Origin of the sequence: Pseudomonas sp. 8Z, assembly GCF_902506535.1 — a bacterium.
Taxonomy (GTDB): domain Bacteria; phylum Pseudomonadota; class Gammaproteobacteria; order Pseudomonadales; family Pseudomonadaceae; genus Aquipseudomonas.
Window position 1 is genome coordinate 959,983 of sequence record NZ_LR733827.1, and the last position, 26,009, is coordinate 985,991.

The 26,009-nt window shown below is 61.6% G+C and carries 23 protein-coding genes and 2 pseudogenes; 15 read left to right on the forward strand and 10 right to left on the reverse strand.

The window, feature by feature from the left end; all coding sequences use genetic code 11:
- Nucleotides 1-20: 20 nt before the first annotated feature.
- The gene (locus tag AERO9A_RS17270; protein WP_159973154.1) at nt 21-1,244 is read right to left on the reverse strand and encodes a Bcr/CflA family efflux MFS transporter; all 1,224 of its coding nucleotides are present in this window, start codon (nt 1,242-1,244) and stop codon (nt 21-23) included.
- On the reverse strand, nt 1,241-1,678 hold the full coding sequence (locus tag AERO9A_RS17275) for a helix-turn-helix domain-containing protein (RefSeq protein WP_159973155.1): 438 nt from the start codon (nt 1,676-1,678) through the stop codon (nt 1,241-1,243). Before AERO9A_RS17275 ends, AERO9A_RS17270 begins: the two co-directional genes overlap by 4 nt.
- A 208-nt stretch (nt 1,679-1,886) precedes the next feature.
- Between AERO9A_RS17275 and AERO9A_RS17280 the strand changes: the two genes are divergently transcribed.
- From AERO9A_RS17280 to AERO9A_RS17295, 4 genes are all read left to right on the forward strand, one after another.
- On the forward strand, nt 1,887-2,690 hold the full coding sequence (locus AERO9A_RS17280; RefSeq protein WP_159973156.1) for an SDR family NAD(P)-dependent oxidoreductase: 804 nt from the start codon (nt 1,887-1,889) through the stop codon (nt 2,688-2,690).
- Nucleotides 2,691-2,732: 42 nt separating this feature from the next.
- A complete protein-coding gene (locus AERO9A_RS17285; RefSeq protein WP_159973157.1) occupies nt 2,733-3,029 on the forward strand; it encodes a YciI family protein in 297 nt (98 codons plus the stop codon).
- A 93-nt stretch (nt 3,030-3,122) separates the two neighbouring features.
- The gene (locus AERO9A_RS17290; RefSeq protein ID WP_159973158.1) at nt 3,123-3,896 is read left to right on the forward strand and encodes an SDR family oxidoreductase; all 774 of its coding nucleotides are present in this window, start codon (nt 3,123-3,125) and stop codon (nt 3,894-3,896) included.
- A gap of 92 nt (nt 3,897-3,988) precedes the next feature.
- The gene (locus AERO9A_RS17295; RefSeq protein ID WP_159973159.1) at nt 3,989-4,387 is read left to right on the forward strand and encodes a nuclear transport factor 2 family protein; all 399 of its coding nucleotides are present in this window, start codon (nt 3,989-3,991) and stop codon (nt 4,385-4,387) included.
- Nucleotides 4,388-4,521: 134 nt separating this feature from the next.
- Here AERO9A_RS17295 and AERO9A_RS17300 read toward each other — a convergent pair.
- Nucleotides 4,522-5,486 (reverse strand): annotated as a pseudogene (locus AERO9A_RS17300) (IS5 family transposase).
- 632 nt (nt 5,487-6,118) lie between these two features.
- Here AERO9A_RS17300 and AERO9A_RS22940 point away from each other — a divergent pair.
- The 8 genes and pseudogenes from AERO9A_RS22940 to AERO9A_RS17330 form a co-directional block, all read left to right on the forward strand.
- Nucleotides 6,119-6,172, forward strand: a pseudogene (locus AERO9A_RS22940) (hypothetical protein); the annotation flags it as partial.
- A 195-nt stretch (nt 6,173-6,367) separates the two neighbouring features.
- Nucleotides 6,368-7,609 (forward strand): methyl-accepting chemotaxis protein, encoded by a 1,242-nt coding sequence (locus AERO9A_RS17305; protein ID WP_372239704.1) that lies wholly within the window; start codon nt 6,368-6,370, stop codon nt 7,607-7,609.
- Between the two features lie 84 nt (nt 7,610-7,693).
- Entirely contained in the window at nt 7,694-8,107 is a 414-nt protein-coding gene (locus tag AERO9A_RS17310) for a hypothetical protein (protein WP_159973161.1), read from the forward strand.
- Between the two features lie 65 nt (nt 8,108-8,172).
- A complete protein-coding gene (locus tag AERO9A_RS17315; RefSeq protein WP_159973162.1) occupies nt 8,173-8,589 on the forward strand; it encodes a GFA family protein in 417 nt (138 codons plus the stop codon).
- Between the two features lie 41 nt (nt 8,590-8,630).
- Nucleotides 8,631-8,756, forward strand: a complete 126-nt coding sequence (locus AERO9A_RS22540; protein WP_256665993.1) for a hypothetical protein — start codon at nt 8,631-8,633, stop codon at nt 8,754-8,756.
- Nucleotides 8,757-8,845: 89 nt separating this feature from the next.
- Nucleotides 8,846-9,688: an EamA family transporter gene (locus tag AERO9A_RS17320; RefSeq protein ID WP_159973163.1), complete on the forward strand. Its 843-nt coding sequence runs from the start codon at nt 8,846-8,848 to the stop codon at nt 9,686-9,688.
- A gap of 327 nt (nt 9,689-10,015) precedes the next feature.
- Complete coding sequence (gene plsB, locus AERO9A_RS17325; RefSeq protein ID WP_159973164.1) at nt 10,016-12,499, forward strand: glycerol-3-phosphate 1-O-acyltransferase PlsB; 2,484 nt, start codon at nt 10,016-10,018, stop codon at nt 12,497-12,499.
- Nucleotides 12,500-12,727: 228 nt separating this feature from the next.
- Nucleotides 12,728-13,441 (forward strand): serine protease, encoded by a 714-nt coding sequence (locus tag AERO9A_RS17330; protein WP_159973165.1) that lies wholly within the window; start codon nt 12,728-12,730, stop codon nt 13,439-13,441.
- A gap of 312 nt (nt 13,442-13,753) precedes the next feature.
- Here the strand turns inward: AERO9A_RS17330 and AERO9A_RS17335 are convergent, their stop codons facing one another.
- The 5 genes from AERO9A_RS17335 to AERO9A_RS17355 all read right to left on the reverse strand — a co-directional run bounded on the left by AERO9A_RS17335 (nt 13,754) and on the right by AERO9A_RS17355 (nt 18,869).
- Complete coding sequence (locus tag AERO9A_RS17335; RefSeq protein WP_159973166.1) at nt 13,754-15,361, reverse strand: malate:quinone oxidoreductase; 1,608 nt, start codon at nt 15,359-15,361, stop codon at nt 13,754-13,756.
- A 292-nt stretch (nt 15,362-15,653) separates the two neighbouring features.
- Nucleotides 15,654-16,337, reverse strand: coding sequence for an LrgB family protein (locus tag AERO9A_RS17340; protein WP_159973167.1), 684 nt, complete (start codon nt 16,335-16,337; stop codon nt 15,654-15,656).
- A complete protein-coding gene (locus AERO9A_RS17345) occupies nt 16,334-16,690 on the reverse strand; it encodes a CidA/LrgA family protein (protein ID WP_159973168.1) in 357 nt (118 codons plus the stop codon). Before AERO9A_RS17345 ends, AERO9A_RS17340 begins: the two co-directional genes overlap by 4 nt.
- Complete coding sequence (locus AERO9A_RS17350) at nt 16,687-17,205, reverse strand: DUF934 domain-containing protein (protein WP_159973169.1); 519 nt, start codon at nt 17,203-17,205, stop codon at nt 16,687-16,689. Before AERO9A_RS17350 ends, AERO9A_RS17345 begins: the two co-directional genes overlap by 4 nt.
- The gene (locus tag AERO9A_RS17355; RefSeq protein ID WP_159973170.1) at nt 17,202-18,869 is read right to left on the reverse strand and encodes a nitrite/sulfite reductase; all 1,668 of its coding nucleotides are present in this window, start codon (nt 18,867-18,869) and stop codon (nt 17,202-17,204) included. Before AERO9A_RS17355 ends, AERO9A_RS17350 begins: the two co-directional genes overlap by 4 nt.
- A 342-nt stretch (nt 18,870-19,211) precedes the next feature.
- On the opposite strand from AERO9A_RS17355, the gene ccoG reads away from it, so the two are divergent.
- From ccoG to ubiM, 3 genes are all read left to right on the forward strand, one after another.
- Complete coding sequence (ccoG, locus tag AERO9A_RS17360; protein WP_159973171.1) at nt 19,212-20,624, forward strand: cytochrome c oxidase accessory protein CcoG; 1,413 nt, start codon at nt 19,212-19,214, stop codon at nt 20,622-20,624.
- A gap of 166 nt (nt 20,625-20,790) precedes the next feature.
- Nucleotides 20,791-22,203, forward strand: coding sequence for a GntR family transcriptional regulator MpaR (gene mapR / locus AERO9A_RS17365; RefSeq protein WP_159973172.1), 1,413 nt, complete (start codon nt 20,791-20,793; stop codon nt 22,201-22,203).
- Between the two features lie 362 nt (nt 22,204-22,565).
- The gene (gene ubiM / locus AERO9A_RS17370) at nt 22,566-23,738 is read left to right on the forward strand and encodes a 5-demethoxyubiquinol-8 5-hydroxylase UbiM (protein WP_159973173.1); all 1,173 of its coding nucleotides are present in this window, start codon (nt 22,566-22,568) and stop codon (nt 23,736-23,738) included.
- A 4-nt stretch (nt 23,739-23,742) separates the two neighbouring features.
- On the opposite strand, the gene AERO9A_RS17375 is transcribed toward ubiM, so the two are convergent.
- The gene (locus tag AERO9A_RS17375) at nt 23,743-24,408 is read right to left on the reverse strand and encodes a TIGR04211 family SH3 domain-containing protein (RefSeq protein WP_159973174.1); all 666 of its coding nucleotides are present in this window, start codon (nt 24,406-24,408) and stop codon (nt 23,743-23,745) included.
- A gap of 203 nt (nt 24,409-24,611) precedes the next feature.
- The gene (locus AERO9A_RS17380; RefSeq protein WP_159973175.1) at nt 24,612-25,967 is read right to left on the reverse strand and encodes a bifunctional diguanylate cyclase/phosphodiesterase; all 1,356 of its coding nucleotides are present in this window, start codon (nt 25,965-25,967) and stop codon (nt 24,612-24,614) included.
- Nucleotides 25,968-26,009 lie beyond the last annotated feature (42 nt).

Below are 26,009 nucleotides of genomic sequence, written 5' to 3' on the forward strand. Positions count from 1 at the left end.
CAAGACCGGCTTCTGTTCTTTTATTCAGGGCGAGTGGCTGTCCTGGATTTATCCCAGAAAACGACCCAAGCAAACATTTGAAAACCCGCGATCAAAAGTCCGACAGCGGCCATGTGAGAAGCGCCGCCCATCGCATTGACCAACATAGCGCCAAGTGCTGCGCCTGACATCTGCATGAATCCCAGCATGGCGGAGGCTGCACCTGCGTGCGCACCAAATGGCGAAAGCGCCAATGCAGTACTGAGTGGATTGGCAACGCCCATCCCCATGAGGAAGACACAAAGCCCGAATGTGAATGCAGCGAGGCTTGATGGATATTGCACGGAAGCCAACCAGATCATGCCTCCTCCAACCAACGCAAACACGATTCCAACTTGGATAATTCGAGGTGCGCCCCACCGATGCGAAAGCCATGGGGCGGCAAGACCTGTAGCAAAAACCACCGGCACGGTGGCTGCAAAAAAAAGCCCCATCTCCAACGCGCTCAATTTTATGGCACCCATCAGTACCGACGGGGCAGCAGCGAAGAAGCCATATAGCCCGCCTGTGAGACACATAACAGCCACGACTGGGCGTAGGAAGCGTGGATCAATCAGAAGGCTGCAATAGGTTCTGAGAATTGGACGAACGGCCAGAGACACACGTTGCGACGCCACATACGTCTCCCGAAGTCGGAAGGCATACCAGATCGCAAGCACGACACCGCAAGCGCTCACGGCCAGAAAGGTCATACGCCAGCCAATAATCCGTTCAGTCATGCCGCCCAGCAGAGGGGAGAACCCAGGAGCAGCGGCCATCGCAACAATGACCATGGCGAGAACCCGTGCCAGCGTTTCTCCCTCGTAAAGATCTCTGGCGATTGCGCGTGCAAGTACGGCAGCCGCGCATACGCCAGCGGCCTGTATGCCTCGTCCAATAATCAAATCGGCAGGAACGGCCGCCTGGGCGCACACAACACCACCGGCGGCGAAGATCAGCAGACCACCGATCACCAGCTTTCGACGCCCGAAGCGATCCGAAATCGGCCCCACAACAAGTTGCCCAGCCGCAAAGACAATAAAGAAGACGCTGAGTGTCAGGCTGAGTTGCGTGTCTGATGCCCCCAAGCCTGCAGCAATCGCAGGAAACGACGGCAGGATGATGTTAGTTGACAATGCACCTATCGCGGCAAGAGCTGCCAGTAGCGCAACAACTCCACGAGCTGGGTTATCAACAGGCGAGGAAGCCAGCCGGGCTGGCTTCATTCGGGCATTACCATACGAATTTCGCGAGTCCCGATTTCAGCACCGGTCTCCGCATCAATCGCAACGGGCTTGAGATCTTTACCGGTTTCAGCATCTAGGAATCGCATCAACTTGCCTTCGCCGCGGTGCTTCCGGCCCCAAGCAGCAATCATGAAGAGGACGGGCAAGTAGTCGCGTCCGGCTTGAGTTAGGACGTATTCCTCCCTTGGAGGACGCTCTGAATACTGACGTTTTTCAAGCAGGTTCTCCTCTGTGAGGGTCGCTAGCCGCTTAGTCAGCATGGTGGGAGCTATCCCCAGGCTCTTGCGGAACTGATCGAAGCGCGTCAAGCCAGAATTCGCATCCCTGAGAATCAGCATAGTCCAGGCATCACCAAGGAATGCCAAGCTGCGAGCAATCGGGCACGTGCTTTGAGAAGATTCTTTTGAGTTCATATCGTTTTAGTATTGACTGAGTACTCAAACGATACTAACGTGTGATCACCGTGCCGTCCAGTATGAGATCGCTCGAAAGGAATGCTGCATGGTGAGTCTCGAGCCATTCCGAACCAATCAGCAACCAAAGCGTGCTCGACTCTACGACTTGGCTTGATCGCATAGCGCTCAGAAATCTATCTAGATCCATTCTTAGGAAAGCTTACAAATGAAAAAAACAGTTTTGATCACTGGTGCGTCCTCAGGCTTCGGCCTGTTGCTGGCCAACAGCCTTCACAAGCAAGGCTTTGATGTCATCGGTACCAGCCGCGAACCTGAAAAGTACGCTGGCAAAGTTCCTTTCAAACTGCTTCGCCTGGACATCAGCGACGACAAATCTATCAGCGCCTTCGCTGATGAGCTGTTCCGCAACATCAAGCAATTGGATGTATTGGTAAACAATGCTGGCTACATGGTGACGGGGCTGGCAGAAGAAACGCCCGTCGAGCTGGGAAGGCAGCAGTTTGAAACTAATTTCTGGGGTACGGTCAAGGTAACGAATGCCTTGCTGCCACGACTGCGCGCGCAGAAGCGTGGCCAGATCATTACTGTCAGTTCAATCGTGGGGCTAATTGGCCCGCCAAATCTCTCGTACTACACAGCGTCCAAGCACGCAGTCCAGGGTTACTTCAAGTCTCTGCGCTTTGAGCTGGATCAGTTCAACATTCAGGTCAGCATGGTTGAGCCCGTGTGGTTCAAGACCAATCTGGCTCACAACGCCGTATCACAATCAAACGGCCGTATTGCTGATTATGACGCCTACCGCAAGCAAGCTAACGCTGCTACGCAAAAAGGTATTGATGGGGCCGAGGCACCTGATGCGGTAGTTAACACTATCACTAAGCTCATCGCGACCAAGAAGCCAAAATTCAGTAATCCGGTTGGAAAGATGACTGGGATGATCCTCTTCTTACAGAATTATGCGCCCAAGATATTTGAGGGCTCCATCCTCAAAAGCGTGAAGACTGTTTAAGTGCCACAACGATCGAATACGCGATTTAGATAAGGAGCCATCATGAAATACTACCTGTGCAAATTTGTCCCTCCGCGACCCAACTTTCTAGGCACTATGTCTGTCGATGAAAAAGCATTGATGGAACAACATGGCGCCTACATGAACGGGCTTCTCGATCAGGGCTTGATAGTGGCCCACGGGCCAGTTATTGACGATGGCGACGGCTATGGCGTCTCGCTCTACCAGATTGCCGACGACCAAGACATTGCCTCCTTTACATCACAAGATCCCATTGTGAAAAACGGAATTGGTCACTACGAGCACTTCACCATGGCCAGTTTGAAAGCACGCGCTTAAAGGCATCTTTCTTAGTCGTAGAATTTCTCTGCCATTGATGCATTTCGTCTCCCAGACGTGTCATCAAACGGCTGAAACCAATAGGGATAAGATATGACAACCACTCTCATTACTGGTGCCTCCAGTGGCATCGGTGCCGTTTATGCACGCCGCTTCGCGGCCCGCGGCCACGATCTTGTACTCGTCGCCCGGGCCACCGACCGCCTTGATGTACTGGCCGAAGAGTTGCGCAAGGCACATGGCGTGACGATTGAGGTGCTCACGGCCGATCTGACCGAGGCAGCTCAACTCGATGCGGTCGCGCAGCGGCTGCGGGCTCAACCTGCTATCGACATCCTCGTCAACAACGCCGGCGCGGGGCTAGCAAACGGCTTCGTGCAGGCCCCTGTGGCAGACATGCAGAAGTTGCTGAAACTGAACGTGGAGGCCCCCACAGTGCTCGCGGCAGCGGCGGTGGGCGGGATGATAAAGCGTGGCAGTGGCTCCATCATCAACGTGGCCTCTGTATTAGCGCTTTTGCCCGAATACTCACAAGGCATCTATGCCGCAACCAAGTCGTACATGCTTACGTTCTCTCAGAGCCTGGCGGTTGAGGTCAATCCACAAGGTGTTTATATCCAGGCAGTCCTGCCTGCGGCGACCCGCACGGAGATATATGAGCGGTCTGGTGGCGACATCAGCAAGGTGCCGGACGTCATGGAAGTCGATGACTTGGTCGATGCCGCTTTAGTGGGCTTTGATCGCAAAGAGTTGGTGACAATTCCGCCAGTGCCCGAAGTGTCAGCGTGGGAGGACTTCGAGCAGGCACGGGGCACCTTAGCTCAAGGGTTCAGCAATTCTCAGCCAGCGGCGCGTTATCGCGCCTGATCATTACGCTTCGCCCGCCAAAGACAATGCCAACCTAACGGTTCCATAGTCAACTTCTGGCGACACCGAATTACTGCAGTTAGGAACTAGCTATGACAAATATCACTGTTGATCCACTCAGCGCTCTTGATGAATGGCACCGCATCGTCACCCAACTCGACTGGGATGCATTGCCCGATCTGCTCGCAGATGATGTGACTTATCACAATCCTGGCCAGCTTGAGCCCTTGCGCGGCAAAGATGCATTCGTCGGAACCTTGCAGCTAGTGTTCGAAATCTTCGAAGACTTCGAGTATGCCCGCCGTTTTTCCGGAGACGAGGGCTATGTATTGGAATTTCGAGGACGTGTTGGAGATGCACCGTTCACGGGTATCGACATTGTCCGCTTTGATGAAACAGGAAAGATCACTGATTTGGTCGTGATGATCCGTCCTGTCGGTGCCATCTTGAAGCTAGGGCAGGAAGTGGCTCACCGCCTAGGGAAGGTCTGAACTAGGCCGCTGTTTTTGGTCGACTTCGGCCATTGCCGATTTTAAAAGAGGTGAATTGATCATAAACGGTCAAATCACCTGCTTTTTTGCTGTTTTCGGCCTCCACAAGCTGCCTGCGGGGGTCAATTCCCGCATTACAGGCGCACCTCTCCTGCACGGCTCAACAAATGTCGGCGTGCCATCCACAGATTCGATAGAGCGGACAGCGTCACCATCTGGACGGTGTTCTTCGCCAAACCACGAAACCTCACCTTCGTATAGCCAAATTGACGCTTGATCACCCGAAACGGATGCTCGACCTTCGAGCGCGTCTGCGCTTTGGCTTTCTCGATAGCCCGATAGGCTTTGTACTGCTCGCTTTTCTTGTCGTGCTTTTCGTACGCGCTGCGCCGAGCCGCGATCTGCCAGATCACCAGGCGCCCCGCATGTTCCTCGCGCTTCTCGACGCCCCTGTAACCGGCATCAGCCGCCACCATGTTCTCTTGACCGTGCAGCAGCTTGTCCACCTGGGTGACATCCGCAACATTGGCCGCCGTGACATGGACGTGGTGCACCAAGCCCGACTCCACATCGACCCGATATGCGCCTTGGCACCGAAGTAATACTGGTTGCCTTTCTTGGTCTGGTGCATCTGCGGGTCACGTTCACGCTTCTTGTTCTTGGTTGATGTCGGCGCATGAATCAAGGTGGCATCGACGATAGTGCCCTGGCGCAGCGATAGGCCGCGACTCCCCAAATAGCCGTTGATGACACCGAGAATGCCGACAGCCAGGTCGTGCCTTTCCAGCAAGTGTCGGAAATTGAGGATGGTCGTTTCATCAGGGATGCGATCCAGGCTCAAACCTGCGAACTGGCGCAAGATCGTTGTTTCGTACAGCGCTTCTTCCATTGCCGGATCGCTGTAACCAAACCAGTTTTGCAGCAGATGAACCCGCAGCATGACCATCAACGGGTAGACCGGACGACCGCCTTCGCCCTTGGGATAGTGCGGCTCGATCAGGGCGATCAGGCCTTTCCAAGGCACGACCTGTTCCATCTCGATTAGGAACAGCTCCTTGCGGGTCTGTTTGCGCTTACCGGCATAATACAACTCGGGCAACGGGGTCGGCGTATTTCACCAGATTGGGGAAGTGAAATTCAGCTTTCCTTAGGGAGCGACGACAGGTGTGGAGGCCTAAATGGAGTTTAGACACCTGCGCTGCTATCTCGCCGTGGCTGAAGAACTCCATTTCGCTCGCGCGGCGGTGAAACTTTTTTACTGCTTCGCCCTCTCCCCAACGCGCTTGCTTCTACACTGAACAATCTACAGACACACCGCCGCGATTGGGCATCGAATAACTACTCACGGATGATTTCGCTAAAGGTTCTACACCACCAGTCGAAACCGAGAGAGACCGTGGATTTTCTGCCAGGAGCTGCAATATGCAGTCGCTGAAGTCGCTGTACGATGCTATCGAGATACATTTTTTCAACACCCTGACCAAGAAGCTCTCCAGCCTCTTCCTGCTGGTGTTAGTCAGTGGCCTGTTGTTCTGGGTAGCCATCAGCCTGCGTGCCGACATCCTGCAACTGCTGCACAACGCCAAGGTGGAGAGTGCCCCGCTGGCACAGATCGAGGCCAAGCTCGACACCCTCGGCACCGCCCTGGCGCTCAGTGCGCTCTTCACGCTGGCCATGGTCAGCTTCATGGTCTGGTATTTTCGCCACCTGATCGTACGCCCAGTCGACAACATGACCCGCGCCCTCGAAGAGATCGCCAACGGTGAAGGCGACCTGTCGCGCGACCTGCCCCTGCTGACCCACGACGAAATCCGTACCCTGGCCAGCACCTGCAACCGCTTTTTGGCCAAACAGCGCGAGATCATCAGCAACGTGCAGGCCCTGACCGTACAAATCGCTGTCGAATCCGCCCGCTCACTGAAGAACATCAGCGACTCCAGCGACAGCGCCACCCACCAGGCACGCTTCGCCAATGAAGTGATGAGCGAGAGCAACATCGCGGTCGGCCGTATCGACGAGGTATCGCAGCAAACCGTCGCCATCTCCAGCACCACCGCGCACAACCTGAGCATGGCGCAAGACTCTTATGCCGAACTGCAGGAAGTGACCGGCAAAATCGGCGCTATCTCCAGCAGCCTGACCGAGTTCGGCGCCCTGGTCGCAGCCCTCAACGAGCGTTCCTCGAATATCAAATCCGTGGTGGGCCTGATCCAGCAGATTTCCTCGCAGACCAACCTCCTGGCCCTCAATGCCGCCATCGAAGCCGCCCGCGCAGGTGAAAGCGGACGCGGCTTCGCGGTCGTTGCCGACGAAGTTCGCACGCTGGCACAAAACGTCAGCCGCGCCACCGGCGAAATCTCGCAGAACATCGACGCCATGCTCAAAGAAGTAGGCTCGACCCACGAACAAACCACCCTGATCAGCCAAAGTGCTCGCGAAACCCAAACAGTGGTTGAGCGCGCCACAGGCCACTTCGAGAGCATGATCGCGGACTTCGAGTCCACCAACAGCAAGCTGGCCGACATCGCCGAACACATTCAACAGGTCGCCGATACCAATACCGGCATCAACGAACGCGTCACCCAGATTCACGCCGACAGCCAGGCCATCGACCAGCGCATGCAACGCTCAGCCACCGCCACCCGCGACCTCTCCACCGTGGCTGAACGCGTGCAGACCTTGCTGGGCCGCTTCATTCTTGGCGAAGGTGAACTCGACGCCGCCATTACCCGTGCCACGCGCTGCCGTGATGCCCTGCAAACGCGCCTGGCAACCCTGCAACGCGAAGGCGTGAACCTGTTCGACCAGAATTACAAACCGGTGCCCAACACCGACCCCAAACAGTTCCTCACCAGCTACACCGACCGCTTCGCACAAATCTGCCAGGACGAGGTCGACGCCCTGACCAAAGGCACCACCGGCGGCATCGTCACCTTTATCGTCGACAGCAAAGGCTACTGCCCGGTGAACAATAGCTGGGTCTCGAAGGCGCCAACCGGCAAGCGTGAAATCGATCTGCCGGTATGCCGCAACAAACGTATGTTCTCCGACCCGGTGGGCCTGCGAGCAGCCAGCAACACCCAACGCTTCCTGCTGCAGACCTACCTGCGCGACACTGGCGAAATCATGACCGAGATCGACGTACCCTTCTTCTTCGAAGGCCGCCACTGGGGCAACCTGCGTATGGGCTTCGACGCTGCGCGTTTGCTGGGTAAGTCATAACCCGCGCGCATCGGTCAAACTGCGGGGCAATCGCCCCGCCCCGCTCAGCCGAGCTGGGCCTCACACCTCTTGCAGGAAGCAACCATGTTCACTCCCGTCATACAGGAAGAAATCTCCGGCTGCGCAATTGCCGCCGTCGCCAACATCCTCAGCAAGTCCTACGCCGAGATGAAAGCCATCGCCAACGGCCTGGGCATTTATGCCGAAGACCCGGCGCTATGGTCGGACACCCGCCATGTACGTCGCTTACTGGCCAATGCCGCAATACCTTGCAGTGCAGAGCAAACGCCCTTCACTGACTGGCAAGCCCTGCCCGACCTGGCACTGCTGGCTATCAAGCACCACCGCGAAGGCGACCGTGATTTTTGGCATTGGGTAGTCTTCCGTCGCAGCGGCGACTACGCCTGCGTGCTCGACTCAGCCAGCTACCTGCCGAACAACCTGCGCACCGACTTTGCCGAGATGCAACCGAAATGGTTTATCGAAGTGCAGGGATAAGCTGAGGCCCCGTGTTGAAGGCAAGCCGCTCACTTGCAATACCCCACGCCCCGAATGGAGATCCCATGAAAGTCCACGGTAGCTGCCACTGCAATCAGATCCAGTTCGAAGCCGAGACCGATCCGGCATTGGTCAGCATTTGCCATTGCAATGACTGCCAGAAGCTCACCGGTACGGCGTTTCGCCTGTCCACCCCGGCCTTATCGGGCACCTTCAGGGTGCTCACCGGGACACCTAAGATCTATGTGAAGGTGACAGAGAGTGGTTCACGGCGTGCCCAGGCGTTCTGTGGCGAATGTGGCTCGCAACTCTTCACTTATGACGCGGACAACCCGGTGGCGTACATCCTGCGCGTCGGCGTGCTGGACGAACGCCAGCAATTGCCGCCAACCTGGCAGAAATGGTGCGAGGCGGCCCTGCCCTGGACGCAGGACATCTCGGGGCTGGAGCAGGCGCCGCAGAACCAGCGCACTCGCACATAACGTCGCAACGCCTGCATGCGGTACCCAGCGAGCGCCGACAGATGGACTTCGAGCTGGCAGGCTGCGGCTGGGCCGTCGATTCGATCATGGCGGCAGACGATGAGGCCGCGCTGCTGCATGCGCTGGTGGTGGAAGCCGGTCGCCGGGCAAAGGGCCCAGACTGCTGAGGACACCTGGCCGGTCAAGGTCAGAACTCCGTTGCGGATAGACTCGCAGACAAATACGCCATTCCTGCCCCCCACCACCGAGGCCCGCCTTGGACACACCTGTCTTTCTCGCCGTCATCGCCGCCGCCGCTCTGCATGCCGGTTGGAACGCGATTCTCAAGGTCGGCCTCGACCGTTTTCTTACCGCCACGCTGATCCAGATAGGTGCGGGGTTAGTGGCGCTTTGTGCGCTGCCGTTGGTGGCCGTGCCGCAGGGGGCGGCCTGGCCGTGGATTGCGCTGTCGGCGCTGTTGCATGTCGGCTACAACATCTTTCTGGCTCGTGCTTATCAGTATGGCGATCTGGGTCAGGTCTATCCCATCGCCCGTGGCAGTTCGCCGTTGATGGTCGCACTGCTGGCATTACTGCTGGTGCATGACCCGCTCAGTAGTACGCAGCTCTTCGGCATTCTGGTGTTGGTGGCAGGCATCTGGCTGATGGCCCTGCGCGGCGGTCAGCACAGGGCGCCGCATCCTGCGATGCTGTTCTGCGCGGTGATGACGGCGCTGTTCATCGCCGGCTATACCCTGAGCGATGCCGTGGGCGCCCGCACCAACGGCGATGCGTTGAGCTATTCGTTGTGGTTGTTCAGCGTCAACGGTGTGGTGATGGCGGCGGTGTTGGCCGTCAGCCGTGGGCCGCGCGCCTTCCTCGCGCTGGGCCCGCACTGGCGTGGGGGATTGGCCGGTGGAGCGATGTCGATGGCGGCTTACAGCATCGTTATCTGGGCCATGACCCAAGCGCCGGTGGCGCTGGTGTCGGCGTTGCGTGAGACCAGTGTGGTGTTCGCTGTGTTGTTGGGGATGGTGTTGCTCAAGGAGAGGTTGCGGCCGATTCGTCTGGTGGCGTGCGCGGTGATCGCATCCGGCGTGGTGGTGATGAAATTGGCGTGAGCGGTGGCACAGGTGTGGTGGGCTGAAGCCCACCCTACGGCTGAAGCGGATCGCCCCCAGCCAGGCTGCAAGGACACCTGTAGGAGCGCACCCAGCAGCTCAGGAGGTGCGCCGTTCGACGGGAGCGGCCTGACTCGGGCTTGCGTTCGGGAACCTGAAGCCGTTTTGCGGTTCAGTTATCGGGTAGGCGCGTTGCTTCGATCTTTCGTCATCTGCGTGGCGCATGCTGCCCGCCAACAGTGAGAGTTTTTTGCCCGCCAGGTGCGGCTTGCGGCACACTAGCGCCCTTTCCCGAGCCTGCGCTCGCTCAACTGCCCAAGAGTCCGTATGACCCGCTCCCCTTTGCGCCGCATGGCCTTTAGTGCACTGCGCCGTCTGTTGTACCTCTGGGTACGCTCGGAAACCATCAACCAGTCCGCCTTCACGCTGAAGCTCGACCGCAGCAAGCCGGTGTTTTACGTGCTGCAGCAGCCCTCGATGAGCGATTTGGCAGTGCTCGACCGTGAGTGCAGCAAGTCCGGTCTGCCGCGCCCGGTGCTGCCGGTGGCAGTCGGTGAACACATGGAGCCTGCGGCATTCTTCTATCTGACGCCTGAGCCGGACTGGTTCGGCCGTCAGGACAAGCGCGGCATTTCACCGACGCTCGACCGCATCGTCAACGCCCTCGGCCAGCATGCCGTGGATGATGCGCAAATCATTCCGGTCAGTGTGTTCTGGGGGCAATCGCCGGATCGTGAAACCAGCCCCTGGAAGCTGCTGTTCGCCGATAGTTGGGCGGTGACCGGACGCCTGCGCCGCCTGGTGAGTATCCTGATTCTCGGGCGCAAGACCCGCGTGCAGTTCTCCACGCCGATTCACCTGCGCGAGCTGGTCGAACAGGACAAAGGCCAGGAGCGCACGCTGCGCATGGTGCACCGCATCCTACGTGTGCATTTTCGCAATCAGAAGGCCGCTGTCATCGGCCCGGACGTGTCGCACCGGCGCAATCTGGTCAAAGGGTTGGTGCACGCGCCACAGGTACGCCAGGCCATTGCCGAGCACACCGAGCGCGAGAAGGTCACCCAGGAAAAGGCCGAGGCGCAGGCGCTGCGCTTCGGCAATGAAATCGCCTCGGACTACACCTACACGGTGATCCGCTTCCTCGAACTGGTGCTTTCCTGGTTCTGGAACAAAATCTACGACGGCATCAAGGTGCACAACATCGAAGGTGTGCGCGACATCGCCCAGGGCCACGAGGTGATCTACGTGCCCTGCCACCGCAGCCATATCGACTACCTGCTGCTGTCCTACCTGCTGTTCCGTAATGGCCTGACGCCGCCGCATATTGCCGCCGGCATCAATCTCAACATGCCGGTGATCGGCGGCCTGCTGCGCCGTGGCGGCGCCTTCTTCATGCGCCGCACCTTCAAGGGCAACCCGCTGTATACGGCGGTGTTCAACGAGTACCTGCATACCCTGTTCAGCAAGGGCTTCCCGGTCGAGTATTTCGTCGAGGGCGGCCGCTCGCGCACCGGGCGCATGCTCAGGCCGAAGACCGGCATGCTGGCCATCACCCTGCGTAGTTTTCTGCGTAGCAGCCGCCTGCCCATCGTCTTCGTGCCGGTGTACATCGGCTACGAGCGCGTGCTCGAAGGCCGCACCTACCTGGGCGAACTACGCGGCGCAAGCAAGAAGAAGGAGTCGATCTTCGATCTGTTCAAGGTGCTCGGCGCGCTCAAGCAGCGCTTCGGCCAGGTGTCGGTGAATTTCGGCGAGCCAATCAAACTCGGCGAGTTTCTCGACCAGCAGCAGCCGGACTGGCGCCAGCAGGAACTCGGCCCGCAGTACCGCCCGGCCTGGCTCCACGACACCACCAACCGCCTGGGCGAGCGCGTGGCGCGCCACCTCAACGAAGCGGCAGCGATCAATCCGGTCAATCTGGTGGCATTGGCGTTGCTCTCCACCAGCAAACTGGCCCTGGATGAACGCGCACTGACCCGTGTGCTCGACCTCTACCTGGCGCTGCTGCGCGCGGTGCCGTATTCGCCACACACGACCCTGCCAGAGGGTGACGGTGCGGCGCTGATCGAGCACGTACAGGGCATGAATCTGCTCGCCGAACAGAAGGACGCGCTGGGCAAGATTCTCTATCTGGACGAGCAGAACGCCGTCCTGATGACCTACTACCGCAACAACGTGCTGCACATCTTCGCCCTGCCGGCGCTGCTGGCGAGCTTCTTCCAGAGCAGCGCGCGGATCAGCCGCGAGCAGATCCTGCGCTTCACCGGCGCGCTGTATCCCTACCTGCAATCGGAGCTGTTCATCCGCTGGGAGCCGAGCGAGCTGGAAGGCGTGGTCGACCAATGGCTGGCGGCGTTCGTCGAGCAAGGCCTGCTCAAGGTCGAGGGCGACGTGTATGTGCGCCCGGCGCCCAGCTCGCGCCAGTTCGTGCTGCTGACCTTGCTGTCGCGCTCGGTGGCACAGACCCTGCAGCGCTTCTACATGGCCATTGCCCTGCTGCTCAATGCCGGGCAGAACGCGATCAGCGCCGAGGAGCTGGAAGACCTGTGCACGGTCATGGCTCAGCGCCTGTCGATCCTGCATGGCCTGAATGCACCGGAGTTCTTCGACAAGAGCCTGTTCCGCCACTTCATCCAGAGCCTGTTGGATCAAGGCGTACTGCGCCAGGACGAAGCGGGCAAACTCAGCCATCACCCACTGCTCAGCGAGCTGGCCGAGGGCGCGGCCAAGCGCGTGCTGCCGGCGGAGATTCGCCTGTCGATCCGCCAGGTGGCGCTCGATCGCAACGAGGACGAACCGGCTAGCGTATGACGCGGGTGGGATTTAGCCCAGGCTGGCAGCGTGGTGGGCTGAAGCCCACCCTACGAAGCTCACAAAAACCGGCATCGGGAGCATACGCGGGAGCCGGCCAGTAACCGCTCACCCCGGAGGATGTCGCTTTTTACATCCACCATGGCGAAGGCTCGATACCATCAGACGAACCTGTCACGCGCGTGGCAGTCAGTCGCTAAGCCACACACCGGCAGGAGGCCAATAGCAATGATCGATTCCCTGATGCTCAGCGCCGCGCGCATCACCACCCTGGCGGCGGGCCAAACCCAGACCAACGCCAGCGGTTTTTTCTTCCAGCGCGATGCTCGCCTGTTTCTGGTGACCAGCCGTCATGTCGTGCTCGACGAACCCAGCGGCCACCAGCCCGATAGCCTGCAAATCGAGTTGCATACCGATGCCGACAATCTGGCCTGCACCGTCAGTTTCGCCATTCCGCTGTATGACGGCGTGCAGCAACTGTGGCGACAAGGCATGGATGGCGCGGGCGAGATCGATGTGGCGGTGATCGAACTGGATCAAACCGCCCTGCCCTATAACGGCGCCTACCAGGCCTTTACCCCGCGGCACCTGCTGCAAGCCGACGAGCATGTGGAGATCGGCTCGACGCTGCTGGTGGTCGGCTTCCCGCTGGGCTTCCAGGACACCCTGCACCGCATGCCGGTGGCGCGCCATGCCGGGCTGGCATCCTCTTTTGGCCTGCGTTTTCAGGGGCTAGGCTACTTTCTCACCGATGGCCGCACCCACCGTGGCCTCAGCGGTGCGCCGGTGGTCAGACGCACCAATAGTGCCGACGACCTGCCCTGGCGCCTACTCGGCATCCACTCCACGCGCCTGCTCGGCAATCGCGACGAAGATCAGGACGAAGCCCTGGGCCTGAACTGCACCTGGTACGCCGATATTCTGATGACGCTGACGGAGTAACCGTATGACCTCATGCCAAAGATGTCGCGGCTAAAGCCCCTCCCACAGGCACGGTGGGATCTGTGGGAGGGGCTTCAGCCGCGACTGGGTATGGGCATGCCCCCGGGTTGCGACTGGGCTACGGTACTTGCATGCAAGCCGGTGCCTTGGGGCTAACAAAAACATCGCGGCTGAAGCCGCTCCTACAGGTCTTCCCCCGCCCCGTAGGAGCGGCTTTAGCCGCGAAAGATTCAGGTCACGAATATCAGCCGCCCAATAAAAAACCCGCCCTGCGCATCACGCAGGGCGGGTTCTTGTACAGCGCCGGACGCCTTACAGGGTCACGGCTTTCGGCTCAGGCTCGGCGGCCACGTCTACGTCCGGGGCCACGTCGACGTGCAGCAGGCCAAGGCGCTCGCTGCTCCACTGACGGATGCGGTTGGTCAGTTCCAGGTCATCGTTCAGCTTCTGCCCATAGGACGGAATGATCTCCTTCAGGCGCGCCTGCCACTCGGGGGTGGCGACCTTGTCGGCGAAGGCCTTCTCGATCAGGTGCAGCATGATCGGTGCCGCGGTGGAGGCACCCGGCGAGGCGCCCAGCAGCGCGCTGAGGCTGCCGTCAGCGGAAGTCACCACTTCGGTGCCGAACTGCAGCACGCCACCCTTGACCGGGTCTTTCTTGATGATCTGTACGCGCTGGCCGGCGTTGATCAGCTCCCAGTCCTCGTCACGCGCCTGCGGGAAGTATTCGCGCAAGGATGCCATGCGCTCTTCCTGGCTCAACATCAGTTGGCCCATCAGGTAGGTGCTCAGCGACCAGTTGTCCATACCGGCGTTGACCATCGGCATAAAGTTGTCGGTGGTCATGGCGCTGAACATGTCCAGCAGCGAGCCGTTCTTGAGGAACTTGGTGGAGAAGGTGGCGAACGGGCCGAACAGCAGCACGGTTTCGCCATCAATCACGCGGGTGTCCAGGTGCGGCACGGACATGGGCGGCGAGCCGACCGAAGCCTTGCCGTAGACCTTGGCCAGGTGCTGGGCGACCACGTCCTGGTTGCGGGTCATGAGGAACTGGCCACCCACCGGGAAGCCAGCGTAGCCCTCGGCTTCTTCGATGCCGGATTTCTGCAGCAGCTTGAGCGCGCCACCACCGGCGCCGATGAAGACGAAACGTGCGTTGACGCTCTGCTCGGCGCCACCCTTGGCCAGGTCGGCCACGGTCACGCGCCAGGTGCCGTCATCATTGCGCTGCAGGTCACGCACCTCATGCTCCAGGTGCAGGCTGGCCTTGTCCTTGCCGATCAGCGAGTCGGTCAACTGGCGGGTGATCTCACCGAAATTGACGTCGGTGCCGATGGCCATGCGGGTGGCTGCGATCTTCTGCTGCGGGTCACGGCCTTCCATGATCAGCGGCACCCATTGGGCGATCTGCGCGGGATCCTCGCTGAACTCCATGCCACGGAACAGGTTACTGTGCTGCAGCGCAGTGTGGCGCTTGCGCAGGTATTCGACGTTGTCGTCACCCCAGACGAAGCTCATGTGCGGAGCATTGTTGATGAAGGTCTTGGGCTTGCTCAACACGTCGCGCTCGACCTGGGTGGCCCAGAACTGCTTGGAGATCTCGAACGACTCGTTGATGGCGATGGCCTTGCTGATGTCGATACCACCGTCGGCGGTTTCCGGCGTGTAGTTCAGCTCGCAGAAGGCCGAGTGACCGGTGCCGGCGTTGTTCCAGGCGTTGGAGCTCTCACCAGCAACGCGGTCGAGACGCTCGTAGATATCGATGCTCCAGTCCGGCTGCAGCTCGTTGAGGTAAGTGCCGAGGGTGGCGCTCATGACGCCGGCACCAATCAGTACGACGTCGACAGTTTTCTCGGGCTCCTGGGGTTTGGAGCAGCCGATCACGCTGAGGCAGAGCAGCGTCAGCAGGGTTTTCTTCATGGGACAGTCCAGTGTTGTCGCACGGCGATAAGCCATGCAGGCAAGGTTTCAAGTAGCAGCCGTATGGGCCGCTCATGGGCGATAGCCGCAGGTCTGCGGCGCGGCGGGAGGAAGGGTGCTTCAGGCCTCTTGATGGGCGTACTCCAGCGCGCCGTGGGCTAGAGCAAGTTACGTGCCGCTGAAAGGTTTCAGCAGTAATAACGCGGCTTTCTGCCGCAGCCCCATGAAAATCTGGCGAGAACTCGCCAGATCGCAGGGAAACTAGCGCCAACACTGGCGGGATTCCGCCCGCTCAAGCCAGCAGCAGCGGCAAGAGCAACGCCGTAATGATCCCCAGCAGGCTCATGCCCAACGCCGCGAAGGCGCCGCACTCTTCACCTTCCTGCAGGGCGTGGGCGGTGCCGATGGCATGGGCGTTGATGCCGTAGCTCAGGCCGCGCGCAGCCGGATGCTCGACACCGGCCCAGCGCAGCAACAACGGCCCCAGCGCCGTGCCGATCACCCCGGTGAGCATCACCATCACCGCCGCCAGCGACGCCACGCCGCCGATCTGCTCGGCCACCGGCATGGCAATGGGCATGGTGACGAACTTCGGCGCCAGGCTCATCACCACGCTCCAATCGGCGCCCAGTGCCCAGCCGATGGCCAGGGTCAGCGCCACCGACAGCACACCGCCGGCACAGAGGGTGATCAGCACCGGCCAGAACAGTTGGCGAATACGCGCGATATTGTGCTGCAGCGGCACGGCCAGGACGATGGTGGCCGGCCCCAGCAGCCAGGCGATGGGCTCGGCGCCAGCGCGATAGGTGGCGTAGTCGACACCGCAGGCCAGCAGTGTGCTGACAATCAGCACCACGGACACTAGCACCGGCTGCAACAGTAGCCAGCCGCTGCGCCGATAGAGCCAGGCGGCGATGAGAAAGGCCGCCAGGGTCAGGGCGATGGCGAACAACGGGTGCTGAGTCAGCACGCTCATCGCTTGCGCTCCTGACGGCGGATCAAGGTTTGCAGCAACCAACCGCAGAACGGCACGGTGATCAGCAGCGACAGCACCAGCGCGGTGGCGATCACCGGCAGCTCGGCGAGCAGCAGGTCACCGCTGGTCATGATGCCCGAGGCTGGCACGGCCAGCAGCAGCGGCAGGAATGGCAACAAACCGCCCGCTGCCTGTTGCAACGGCTCGGGCACGGCGCCGCGCCACATCAGCCACACCGACAGCAGCAACAGACCGATGATGGCAGCCGGCAGCATGGGCAACAGCCAGTGATTGAGCACGACACCCGCGAGCTGCAGCAGCACCAGCCAGAACAGGCCGCGCAGCAGCGTCATAGCGACTCCTCACTGATGCGTCCGCGCCGAAACAGGGGGCGCGGTTCGATGGCCGAGCGACCGTAGAGTACGCTCAGGCCAGCCAGCCCCTTGAGTGCATCCTCCACCGATTTGTCGGCGCGCACGGCAAAGGCATCGAAGCCGCACTGGCGCATATGCGCCAACTGGTCACGCAGCACATCGCCCACCGCACGCAACTCGCCGCGCCAACCCAGGCGGGTGCGCAGCAGGTAGGCCTGGCTGTAGCCACGGCCGTCGCGGAAGCTGGGAAAGTCAATGGCGATCAGCGGCAGGCTGGCGAGAAACGGCTGCAGCACTTGCGGCTCGTCATCCACCTGCAGCAGCAAGCCATCGGCGCTCAGCGCCCTGCCCTCCAGCACCTCGGCGGATTGCCGCTCGCGCCAGGCGGCCAGCGGCAGGATCAACGGCGCGCCGCTCTCTTCGTCCTGCAGTTGCCAGGGATCGTCGCTGACGATGCAGGCCTGGCCGTCGATCAGGCGTATCAGGTTGTTCATGCCACCTCCTCGCGGCGGTACACGCGCTCCTTGAACGGCTCCAGGCCGATGCGCTGGAAGGTGTCGAGAAAGCCCTCGCCCACCTCGCGATAGTCCACGTACGTGCCGACGATGCGCTCGATCACTTCGGGCACCTGCTCGGCGGCGAACGACGGGCCGATCACCTTGCCCAGCGCCGCCTGCTGACCCTGGCTGCCGCCGAGGGTGAGTTGGTACCACTCGCTGCCGTTCTTGTCGACGCCGAGGATGCCGATGTTGCCGATATGGTGATGGCCGCAAGCGTTCATGCAGCCGGAGATGTTCAGGCTCAGCTCGCCCAGATCATGCAGGTAGTCGAGGTCGTCGAAACGCTGCTGGATGGCCTGGGCAATGGGGATCGACTTGGCATTGGCCAACGAGCAGAAGTCACCACCGGGGCAGGCGATGATATCGGTCAGCAGGCCGGCGTTGGCGGTGCCCAGGCCGGCTGCCTGGGCCTCCAGCCATAGCGCATGCAGATCGGCCTTGCATACGTCGGGCAGCACCAGATTCTGTTCGTGAGCGACGCGAATCTCGCCGAAACCGTAGCGCTCGCTCCACTCGGCCACGGCCTGCATCTGCGCGGCGGTGACGTCACCGGGCGGCGCGCTGATACCGGGTTTGGTCGACAGCACCACACTGACGTAACCCGGCACCTGATGCGCCATGACATTGCACGCGACCCAGCGGGCGAAACCGGCGTCGCGCGCCAGGTGGGTGCCAAAGTCCAGATCGGTCTGCGCCAGCGACGCGTAGGCAGGCCGACGGAAAGAAGCGGCGACGCGCTGATACTCGTCCTCGGTCAACTGCGCCGGGCCCTCCTTGATCATCTGCCACTCGCGCTCCACTTCGGCGGCGAAGGCCTCGATGCCAAGGGCCTTGACCAGGATCTTGATGCGCGCCTTGTACTTGTTGTCGCGCCGGCCGTGGCGGTTGTACACGCGCAGGGTGGCCTCGACGTACGACAGCAGGTCGCGCCAGGACAGGCCCTCACGCAGTGGCTGGGCGATGATCGGTGTGCGCCCCAGACCGCCGCCGACCAAGACGCGCAGCAGCAGCTCGCCGATTTCGTCGCGGTAGACCTGCAGGCCGATATCGTGCACCTGCACCGCTGCACGATCCTGCTCGGCGGCGCACAGGGCGATCTTGAACTTGCGTGGTAGGAAGAGGAATTCCGGGTTGACCGTCGACCACTGGCGGAGGATCTCGGCCAGAGGACGCGGGTCGAGGTATTCGTCGGCGGCGACACCGGCGAAGGCTTCGGTGGTGATGTTGCGCACGCAATTGCCCGACGTCTGGATAGCATGCATGTCGTGATCGGCCAACCAGTCGAGGATGTCCGGTACACGCTCCAGCTCGATCCAGTTGAACTGGATGTTCTGCCGCGTGGTGAAGTGGCCATAACCGCGGTCGTACTCGCGGGCGATATGCGCCAGCGCGCGCATCTGCCTGGCCGACAGGGTGCCGTAGGGGATGGCCACGCGCAGCATGTAGGCATGCTTTTGCAGGTACAGGCCGTTCTGCAGGCGTAGCGGCAGGAACTCCTCCTCGCTCAGCTCGTCAGCCAGGCGCCGCTGGACCTGGTCACGGAACTGGGCGACGCGCTCGCGCACCAGCGCACGGTCATAATCGTCGTATTGGTACATGCCGGCAGGCCTCCTGATCACGGGGAGCCGACTATGCCTGCCAGACGTGCACCGAAAACAGCGCCAGAAAAGCCTTAAAAAAGCGGATCAGATCGGTACGGCAGGGACCGCTGCAGCGCACTGATTGGCGTGGCGCGATGTCGCAGGGCGGCCTCTGTATCGCCAACCAGCAAAGCTACAGGCGCCAGACAGGGCGCGGCTTGGCGAGCTTCCTGACACCACCCCCTGCGCTTGCCTCAGCCATCTGATCTGCTTTTTTATCGAAAACCTGAGTCTGTTTTGCAAACAGCCCCACTCGGATCATGCCGCCAGCCTGAATAAATGCCTGATGAGGGCAACGCCATGACCGATCTGATCCCCGTGCGCAGCGTCGAGACCCTCGACCCGAGCAAACCCATCCGCCTGACACCGGCCCAGGCCGGCGGCCCGATCCATACGCGCAGCTTCACCGGGCGCTTTCGTAACCTGCGTTTGCTCGGCGCCGGCCTGCTGTTCCTGTTGTTCTTCGGCACCGCCTGGCTCGACTGGAACGGCCGCCAGGCCGTGCTCTGGGACCTGGAGAACCGCCAGTTCCACATCTTCGGCGCAACCTTCTGGCCGCAGGATTTCATCCTGCTCTCAGCCATCCTGATCATCGCCGCCTTCGGCCTGTTCTTCATCACCGTGCTGGCTGGCCGCGTCTGGTGCGGCTATGCCTGCCCGCAGAGCGTATGGACCTGGGTGTTCATGCGTGTCGAGCAGATCACCGAGGGTGACCGTGGCCAACGCATCAAGCTCGACGCCGCGCCCTGGTCGCTGCAGAAACTGGCTCGGCGCAGCGCCAAGCACGGCCTGTGGCTGGCGGTGAGCCTGCTCACCGCACTGGCTTTCGTCGGCTACTTCACCCCGGTGCGCCAGTTGACGCTCGATCTGGCGACCCTTGAAGTCGGCGCCACCACGGCGTTCTGGGTGCTGTTCTTCACCGCCGCTACCTATATCAACGCCGGTTGGCTGCGCGAGAAGGTGTGCCGCGACATGTGCCCCTATTCGCGCTTCCAGAGCGTGATGTTCGACAGCGATACGCTGGTCATCTCCTACGACGCCGCCCGTGGCGAGAACCGTGGCCCACGGCGCAAGGACGCCGACTACAAGGCCGAGGGCCTGGGCGATTGCATCGACTGCACGATGTGTGTGCAGGTCTGCCCGACCGGCATCGACATCCGCGATGGACTGCAACTGGAGTGCATCGGTTGCGGCGCCTGCGTCGACGCCTGCGACAGCATCATGGACAAGCTCGGCTATGCCCGCGGCCTGGTGCGCTACAGCTCGGAGAACGAGTTGGCCGGCGGCAAGACCCACTGGCTGCGCCCACGCCTGATCGGCTACGCGGCGATGCTGGCGGTGATGATGGGGGCCTTAGTCTGGGCGCTGGCCGAGCGCCCGCTGATTTCCCTCGACGTGACCCGCGACCGTGGTCTGTTCCGCGAGAACGCCCTGGGTCAGATCGAGAACATCTACAGCCTGAAGATCATCAACAAGACCCAGCAACCGCGCAGCTATGCCATCAGTCTGGTAGAGCCCGGTGACTTCGAGCTGCACGGCCCGCGCGCGCTGAACCTGGCACCGGGCGAGATCCGCGATTTGCCGGTCAACGTCGCCCTGACCGCCTCCAGTAACGGTGCCAGCACACGCACGGTGGAATTCGAGGTGAGCGACCAGGCCAACCCGGACAGCCGCGTCAGCACCCAGAGCACCTTCCTCGCACCGTTGCGTTGAGGCCTGTAGCCCGGATGCAATCCGGGGGCTCTGTGCCCGTTCCCCGGATTGCATCCGGGCTACATCCGCCATCCCCCTCCTGAACGATTCACGAGGCACTGCCATGTCTGCCGCGCACCCCGTAAAGTGTTCGCCCGTACCCTTTGCGGCGGTGAACCAGGACAGGATGAAACGCTACGAAAAATTCGCCGACGAGATTGCCGAGCTGATTCGCACCGGCGTGCTCGGCCCCGGTGAAAAAGTGCCGTCAGTGCGTCATGCCAGCCGCACCTACGGCGTCAGCCCATCCACCGTGTTCCAGGCCTATTACCTGCTGGAAGATCGCGGCCTGATCCAGGCGCGCGCCCGCTCCGGCTACTTCGTTCGCGAACACGCCAAGCGCCCACTGCACGAGCCTGAGCTGACCGCCCACGCAGCCCACACCACCGAGGTCGGCGTCAGCGAACTGGTTTTCTCCGTGCTCGCCTCGCTCAAGAACCCGCACACCGTACCCTTCGGCTCGGCCTTCCCCAGCCCCGACCTGTTTCCCCTGCCGCGTCTGGCCAAGAGCATGGCGCACGCCCTGCGCAGGCTCTCGCCGCACGAGATCATCGCCGACATGACCGCCGGCAACGCAGACCTGCGTCGGCAGATCGCCCTGCGCTACATGGTCAGCGGCGTGATGCTGCCGATGGAGGAGCTGGTGATCAGCAACGGCGCCATGGAGGCACTCAACCTCTGCCTGCAGTGCGTGACCCAGCCGGGCGACCTGGTGGCCATCGAGTCGCCCACCTTCTACGCCTGCCTGCAGGTGCTGGAACGCCTGCAGCTCAAGGCGGTGGAAATTCCCGTGCACCCGCGCGAGGGCATTGACCTGAAGGCTCTGTCGCAGAGCCTGGAACAACTGCCAATCAAGGCCTGCTGGTTCATGAGCAGCCTGCAGAACCCGTTGGGCGCGAGCATGAGCGAGGAGAAGAAACAGGCGCTGTACGAGCTGCTGGTGGAGCATCAGGTGCCGCTGATCGAGGACGACGTGTACGCCGAGCTGTACTTCGGCAGCCGCCCGCCCAAGCCGGTGAAGAGCTTCGACCGCGACGGCCTGGTGATGCATTGCAGCTCGTTCTCCAAGAGCCTGGCGCCGGGTTACCGCATCGGCTGGGTGGCCGGCGGGCGCTATGCCGAGCAGATCGCCCGGCTCAAGCTGATGACCACCATCTCGCCCTCGGTGCCGGCGCAGGCGGCGCTGGCCGATTACCTGCAGCACGGCGGCTACGACCGCCACCTGCGCAAGCTGCGCCACGCCCTGGAAATGCAACAGAGCGCCATGCTCGCCTCGGCTGCCCGGCACTTTCCCGCCAGCACGCGGGTCACACGGCCAGCCGGCGGCTACTTCCTCTGGTTCGAGTTCCCCGAGCGCCTGGACTCGCTGCAACTGCTTCGCCTGGCGCTGGCCCAGGGCATCAGCCTGGCGCCAGGGCCGATCTTCTCCGCCAGCCAGGGCTTTCGCCACTGCGCGCGGCTGAACTACGGCCACCCATGGAATCCGCGCAGCGAACAGGCCATGGAAGTGCTTGGGCGTCTGGTGGCCGGATTGTTGTAGGGCACCTCTAAAAACTACCTGCGTTGCCATCGCGGCGTTAAAAACAGGCTCAAAATGCTCATTTACAACTCGTAAACTGCGCTTTTTCGCCTGTTTTTGCCTTGCGCTGACTGCCTCGCCTACGTTTTTAGAGGCGCCCTGTAGTCGGATATTTCCTGTCGCGGCTAAAGCCCCTCCCGCAAATCATCTGCGCCTGTAGGTAGGAGCGGCTTTAGCCGCGATTCCTAACCATGATCCCGGACAATATCAGGCACTACCTGCCGGCCTAGACTCGCCCTTCCGAGTTCACGTAGGGCGGGTGCAACCCGCCGCCCTCGTGGCGGGCTTCGCCCGCCCTACTCATCCGCACGGAGAGCAGCAGCATGTCACCCGATATCGTCATCGTCGGCGCCGGCCCAGCGGGCTTGTGCCTGGCGCGCGCCCTGTCCGGGCACGGCTTGTCCATCGTCGTGCTGGAGCGCCAGGCCGAACAGGCGTTGGCGGAACCGGCCTTCGACGGCCGCGAGATTGCCCTCACCCATGGCTCGCAGGCCCTGCTCGAACGCCTGGGCCTGTGGGCGCGCCTGCCCGCCGAAGAGGTCGCCGTACTGCGCGACGCCCAGGTGCTCAACGGCCCGTCACTGTTCGCCTTGAAAATTCGAGCCGAGCAAGCCGGCGCCGAGCGGCTCGGCCACCTGGTGGCCAACCAGGCGATTCGCCACGCCGCCTATCAGGCCGTGAGCGACTGCGCCGATGTGCAACTGCTATGCGAAAGCAGCGTACGCGCCATAGAACACAGCGCGGGCAAGGTAAAGCTGGTACAGCAGGACGGCCAGGTGTTGCAACCGCGTCTGCTGGTCGCCGCCGACAGCCGCTTCTCGGAAACCCGCCGCCAGCTCGGCATCGGTGCGCAGCTCAAGGACTTCGGCAAGACCATGCTGGTGTGCCGCATGCAGCACGAGCAGGATCACCAGCAGGTGGCCTGGGAGTGGTTCGGCTACGGCCAGACCCTCGCCCTGCTGCCCCTGAATGGCCGGCAGTCGTCCACCGTGCTGACCCTGCCGCCACGCGAGATCGAGCGCCTGCAGAAGCTGGACGAAGCCAGCTTCGCCCGCGAGATGGAGCAACGCTTCGACCGCCGCCTGGGCGCCATGCAACTGGTCAGCAGCCGCCACGCCTACCCGCTGGTGGGCGCCTACGCGCGGCGCATGGTCGGCAACCGCTGCGCCCTGCTCGGCGATGCTGCCGTGGGTATGCACCCGGTCACCGCGCACGGTTTCAACTTCGGCCTGATCGGCGTGCAGCTACTGAGCGACGCCCTGCTGGCGGCTCATGCCAAGGGCCAGGACATCGCTGCAAGCTCTGCCCTCGCGCGCTACGAGCGCCAGCTCCGCCTGGCCACCTGGCCGCTGTACCAGGCCACCAACCTGCTGGTGGAGCTGTACACCAACGACAATCTGCCAGCGCGCCTGCTGCGCGGCGCCGGATTGCGCGTGGCCCAGGGCCTGCTGCCGCTGAAGAAGGGTATCGCTCGTCACCTGACAGCCCGTGCCTGAGACATCAAACCCATTGGTCGCTGCGCTTGCGCTTGACCCGCAGCATGGTTGGCAGAATCAAACCCAGCAACAAGCCGGCACCAGCAATGCTGCCGCCATAAACCATATAGCGCATCAGCACCTGCTGCTGCTCATTACCCAGTTGTGCCTGGGCGTCACGCAGTTGCGAGCGGGTGCTGGTCAGTTCGGCATCCAGCGCACTGCGAGCGGCCTGCAGCTCGTCGATCAGTTGCTTGCGTGAATCCAGGGTTTCCTGCATACCCTGCACGCGCGCCTTCCAGGCATCGTCGATGCCTTTAAGCTCGGCGGAAAGATCCGCCACTTTTTGCTCCAGTTGCGGCAGGCGTTCGGCCTGGCCCGGCACCGACTGCAGGTCGCTACTGGGAATCCACACCGTATCGCCGTTTTCGCTGCGCACCTGGCTGTAATCACCTTGAGTACGCAGCAATGTCACTTTCTGCCCGGAGGCCAACGTGCCGACGATGCGGTAGCCATCGGTAGGCCCACTGCGAACATAGGTGTTGAGGCTGTCGCTGACCCAGCGTTGATCGCTGGCGGCCTCTTCGGCGTGCAGCGGTGCTACACCGAGCACACTGCCAAGCAGGCAGGCCCCCAGCAGGCGGGAAGGTGACGGGGTGAGGCGAACAGAAAACGGGCGGGATAAGCGCATAGGAGATCTTCGACTGGCAGTGGTACGAAGCCCGACTGACGGGCGTGCTGAAAGCCGACACGCAGGTTGAATGCAGGATCGCCGCTGAACTGCGCACAATGACAGCAATTTGCCATTAAATTCTGCCCTGCCTGGCCGACAGCAGACAGACCCTGGCAAGCCGCCACGAGTTCACTCGAACGCCGAAATGGAGGATGGACGGTTCAGCCGTTATGCCGCTGAACGAATTGGCAGAAGTCTTCCAGCGGCATCGGCCTGCCCAGCAGATAGCCCTGGAACTGCTGACAGCCGCTGTCAGCCAGAAAATGACGCTGCGCCTCGGTCTCCACACCTTCGGCAATCACCGTCATGCCCATGCTCTGGCCGAGGGCGATGACGGTACGCACAATGGTTTCGCTGTTGGCATCGGTGAGCACGTCGCAGATGAACGAGCGGTCGATCTTCAGCTTGCTCAGCGGCAAACGCTTGAGGTGGCTGAGGGACGAGAAACCGGTGCCGAAATCATCCAGGGAGAAACGCACGCCGCGCTCGACCAGCGCCGCCATCTTGCTGGTGAGGTCTTCCATGTCTTGCACGATCAGGGTTTCGGTCAGTTCCAGTTCCAGGCGCCGCGCGTCGATAGCATGGCGCTGGATCAGATCGAGTATCTCGGCGACGAAACTGGCCTGACTGGCCTGCTTCTGGCTGATGTTCACCGCCAGACTGAGATGCTGGTAGCGCGGATCATCCTGCCACTGGCGCAAGCGGGCAGCGGTTTGTTCCAGCACCCACTGGCCGATGGCGATGATCAGGCCGGTCTTTTCCGCGTGATCGATGAACTCGCCCGGCCCGAGCAGACCGCGTTGCGGGTGCTGCCAACGAATCAGCAGTTCAGCGCCGAGCACACGATTGTGCTCGTCCAGTTGAGGCTGGTAATGGAGCACGAACTGCTGCTCACGCAAGGCGGCCTGCAGGTCGCGATCCAGCTCGGAGCGCTCGGCAGTGTCGGTCTGCAGGATGTACAGGAGCATGAACAACATGGCCATGGCTGCCGCGCCCTGCAGCCAGGAGCCAACTGCGCGCACCTCGTCGGGCAGCGCATAGGCCAGGGTCGGCGACCAAGAGGAAGCCCCCAGCGCCAGAAACAGCACAAAGCAGAATAGGCACATGCCGTAGCGCAGCCACAAGACTTCGTCGCGAAAGGCCATCAGCGCGGCGACGGCCACCGGCAGCAGATAAAGATGAGTGGCGCGCGGTGCGGCCGCCGTCTGTGGGTCGAGAAACAGGGTGGAGCCGACGATGGCCAGGATCAGCGCAGCGAACATCACCAGATTGGCGCTGCGTGCTCGCTGTTTCAGCGTAAGGATGAACACCACAATACCGCTGACGATGATTGCCACGTCCATCGCCACGATGGGCCACTCACCCCGAGTGGCGAAGAACAGGCCCCAGCCCACACCAACCAGCGGCATCACCAGGCTGGCCAGCAGACGCATGCGGCGCTCCCGGCGCTGACCGATCAGCGCGAGATCCGCGGCATCCCAGAGTTGGCGAATACGTTTGATGAAGCTGAGGAGCATGGAGGGGGTGTCCGATAGGCCAACACCTTCATTCTCGAAGGT

What these genes read in the sequence shown, in the direction of transcription:
- AERO9A_RS17270 (WP_159973154.1), bottom strand. Translation starts at nt 1,244, where the DNA reads ATGAAGCCAGCCCGGCTGGCTTCCTCGCCTGTTGATAACCCAGCTCGT.
- AERO9A_RS17275 (WP_159973155.1), bottom strand. Translation starts at nt 1,678, where the DNA reads ATGAACTCAAAAGAATCTTCTCAAAGCACGTGCCCGATTGCTCGCAGC.
- AERO9A_RS17280 (WP_159973156.1), top strand. Translation starts at nt 1,887, where the DNA reads ATGAAAAAAACAGTTTTGATCACTGGTGCGTCCTCAGGCTTCGGCCTG.
- AERO9A_RS17285 (WP_159973157.1), top strand. Translation starts at nt 2,733, where the DNA reads ATGAAATACTACCTGTGCAAATTTGTCCCTCCGCGACCCAACTTTCTA.
- AERO9A_RS17290 (WP_159973158.1), top strand. Translation starts at nt 3,123, where the DNA reads ATGACAACCACTCTCATTACTGGTGCCTCCAGTGGCATCGGTGCCGTT.
- AERO9A_RS17295 (WP_159973159.1), top strand. Translation starts at nt 3,989, where the DNA reads ATGACAAATATCACTGTTGATCCACTCAGCGCTCTTGATGAATGGCAC.
- AERO9A_RS17305 (WP_372239704.1), top strand. Translation starts at nt 6,368, where the DNA reads ATGAGCGAGAGCAACATCGCGGTCGGCCGTATCGACGAGGTATCGCAG.
- AERO9A_RS17310 (WP_159973161.1), top strand. Translation starts at nt 7,694, where the DNA reads ATGTTCACTCCCGTCATACAGGAAGAAATCTCCGGCTGCGCAATTGCC.
- AERO9A_RS17315 (WP_159973162.1), top strand. Translation starts at nt 8,173, where the DNA reads ATGAAAGTCCACGGTAGCTGCCACTGCAATCAGATCCAGTTCGAAGCC.
- AERO9A_RS22540 (WP_256665993.1), top strand. Translation starts at nt 8,631, where the DNA reads ATGGACTTCGAGCTGGCAGGCTGCGGCTGGGCCGTCGATTCGATCATG.
- plsB (WP_159973164.1), top strand. Translation starts at nt 10,016, where the DNA reads ATGACCCGCTCCCCTTTGCGCCGCATGGCCTTTAGTGCACTGCGCCGT.
- AERO9A_RS17330 (WP_159973165.1), top strand. Translation starts at nt 12,728, where the DNA reads ATGATCGATTCCCTGATGCTCAGCGCCGCGCGCATCACCACCCTGGCG.
- AERO9A_RS17335 (WP_159973166.1), bottom strand. Translation starts at nt 15,361, where the DNA reads ATGAAGAAAACCCTGCTGACGCTGCTCTGCCTCAGCGTGATCGGCTGC.
- AERO9A_RS17340 (WP_159973167.1), bottom strand. Translation starts at nt 16,337, where the DNA reads ATGAGCGTGCTGACTCAGCACCCGTTGTTCGCCATCGCCCTGACCCTG.
- AERO9A_RS17345 (WP_159973168.1), bottom strand. Translation starts at nt 16,690, where the DNA reads ATGACGCTGCTGCGCGGCCTGTTCTGGCTGGTGCTGCTGCAGCTCGCG.
- AERO9A_RS17350 (WP_159973169.1), bottom strand. Translation starts at nt 17,205, where the DNA reads ATGAACAACCTGATACGCCTGATCGACGGCCAGGCCTGCATCGTCAGC.
- AERO9A_RS17355 (WP_159973170.1), bottom strand. Translation starts at nt 18,869, where the DNA reads ATGTACCAATACGACGATTATGACCGTGCGCTGGTGCGCGAGCGCGTC.
- ccoG (WP_159973171.1), top strand. Translation starts at nt 19,212, where the DNA reads ATGACCGATCTGATCCCCGTGCGCAGCGTCGAGACCCTCGACCCGAGC.
- mapR (WP_159973172.1), top strand. Translation starts at nt 20,791, where the DNA reads ATGAAACGCTACGAAAAATTCGCCGACGAGATTGCCGAGCTGATTCGC.
- ubiM (WP_159973173.1), top strand. Translation starts at nt 22,566, where the DNA reads ATGTCACCCGATATCGTCATCGTCGGCGCCGGCCCAGCGGGCTTGTGC.
- AERO9A_RS17375 (WP_159973174.1), bottom strand. Translation starts at nt 24,408, where the DNA reads ATGCGCTTATCCCGCCCGTTTTCTGTTCGCCTCACCCCGTCACCTTCC.
- AERO9A_RS17380 (WP_159973175.1), bottom strand. Translation starts at nt 25,967, where the DNA reads ATGCTCCTCAGCTTCATCAAACGTATTCGCCAACTCTGGGATGCCGCG.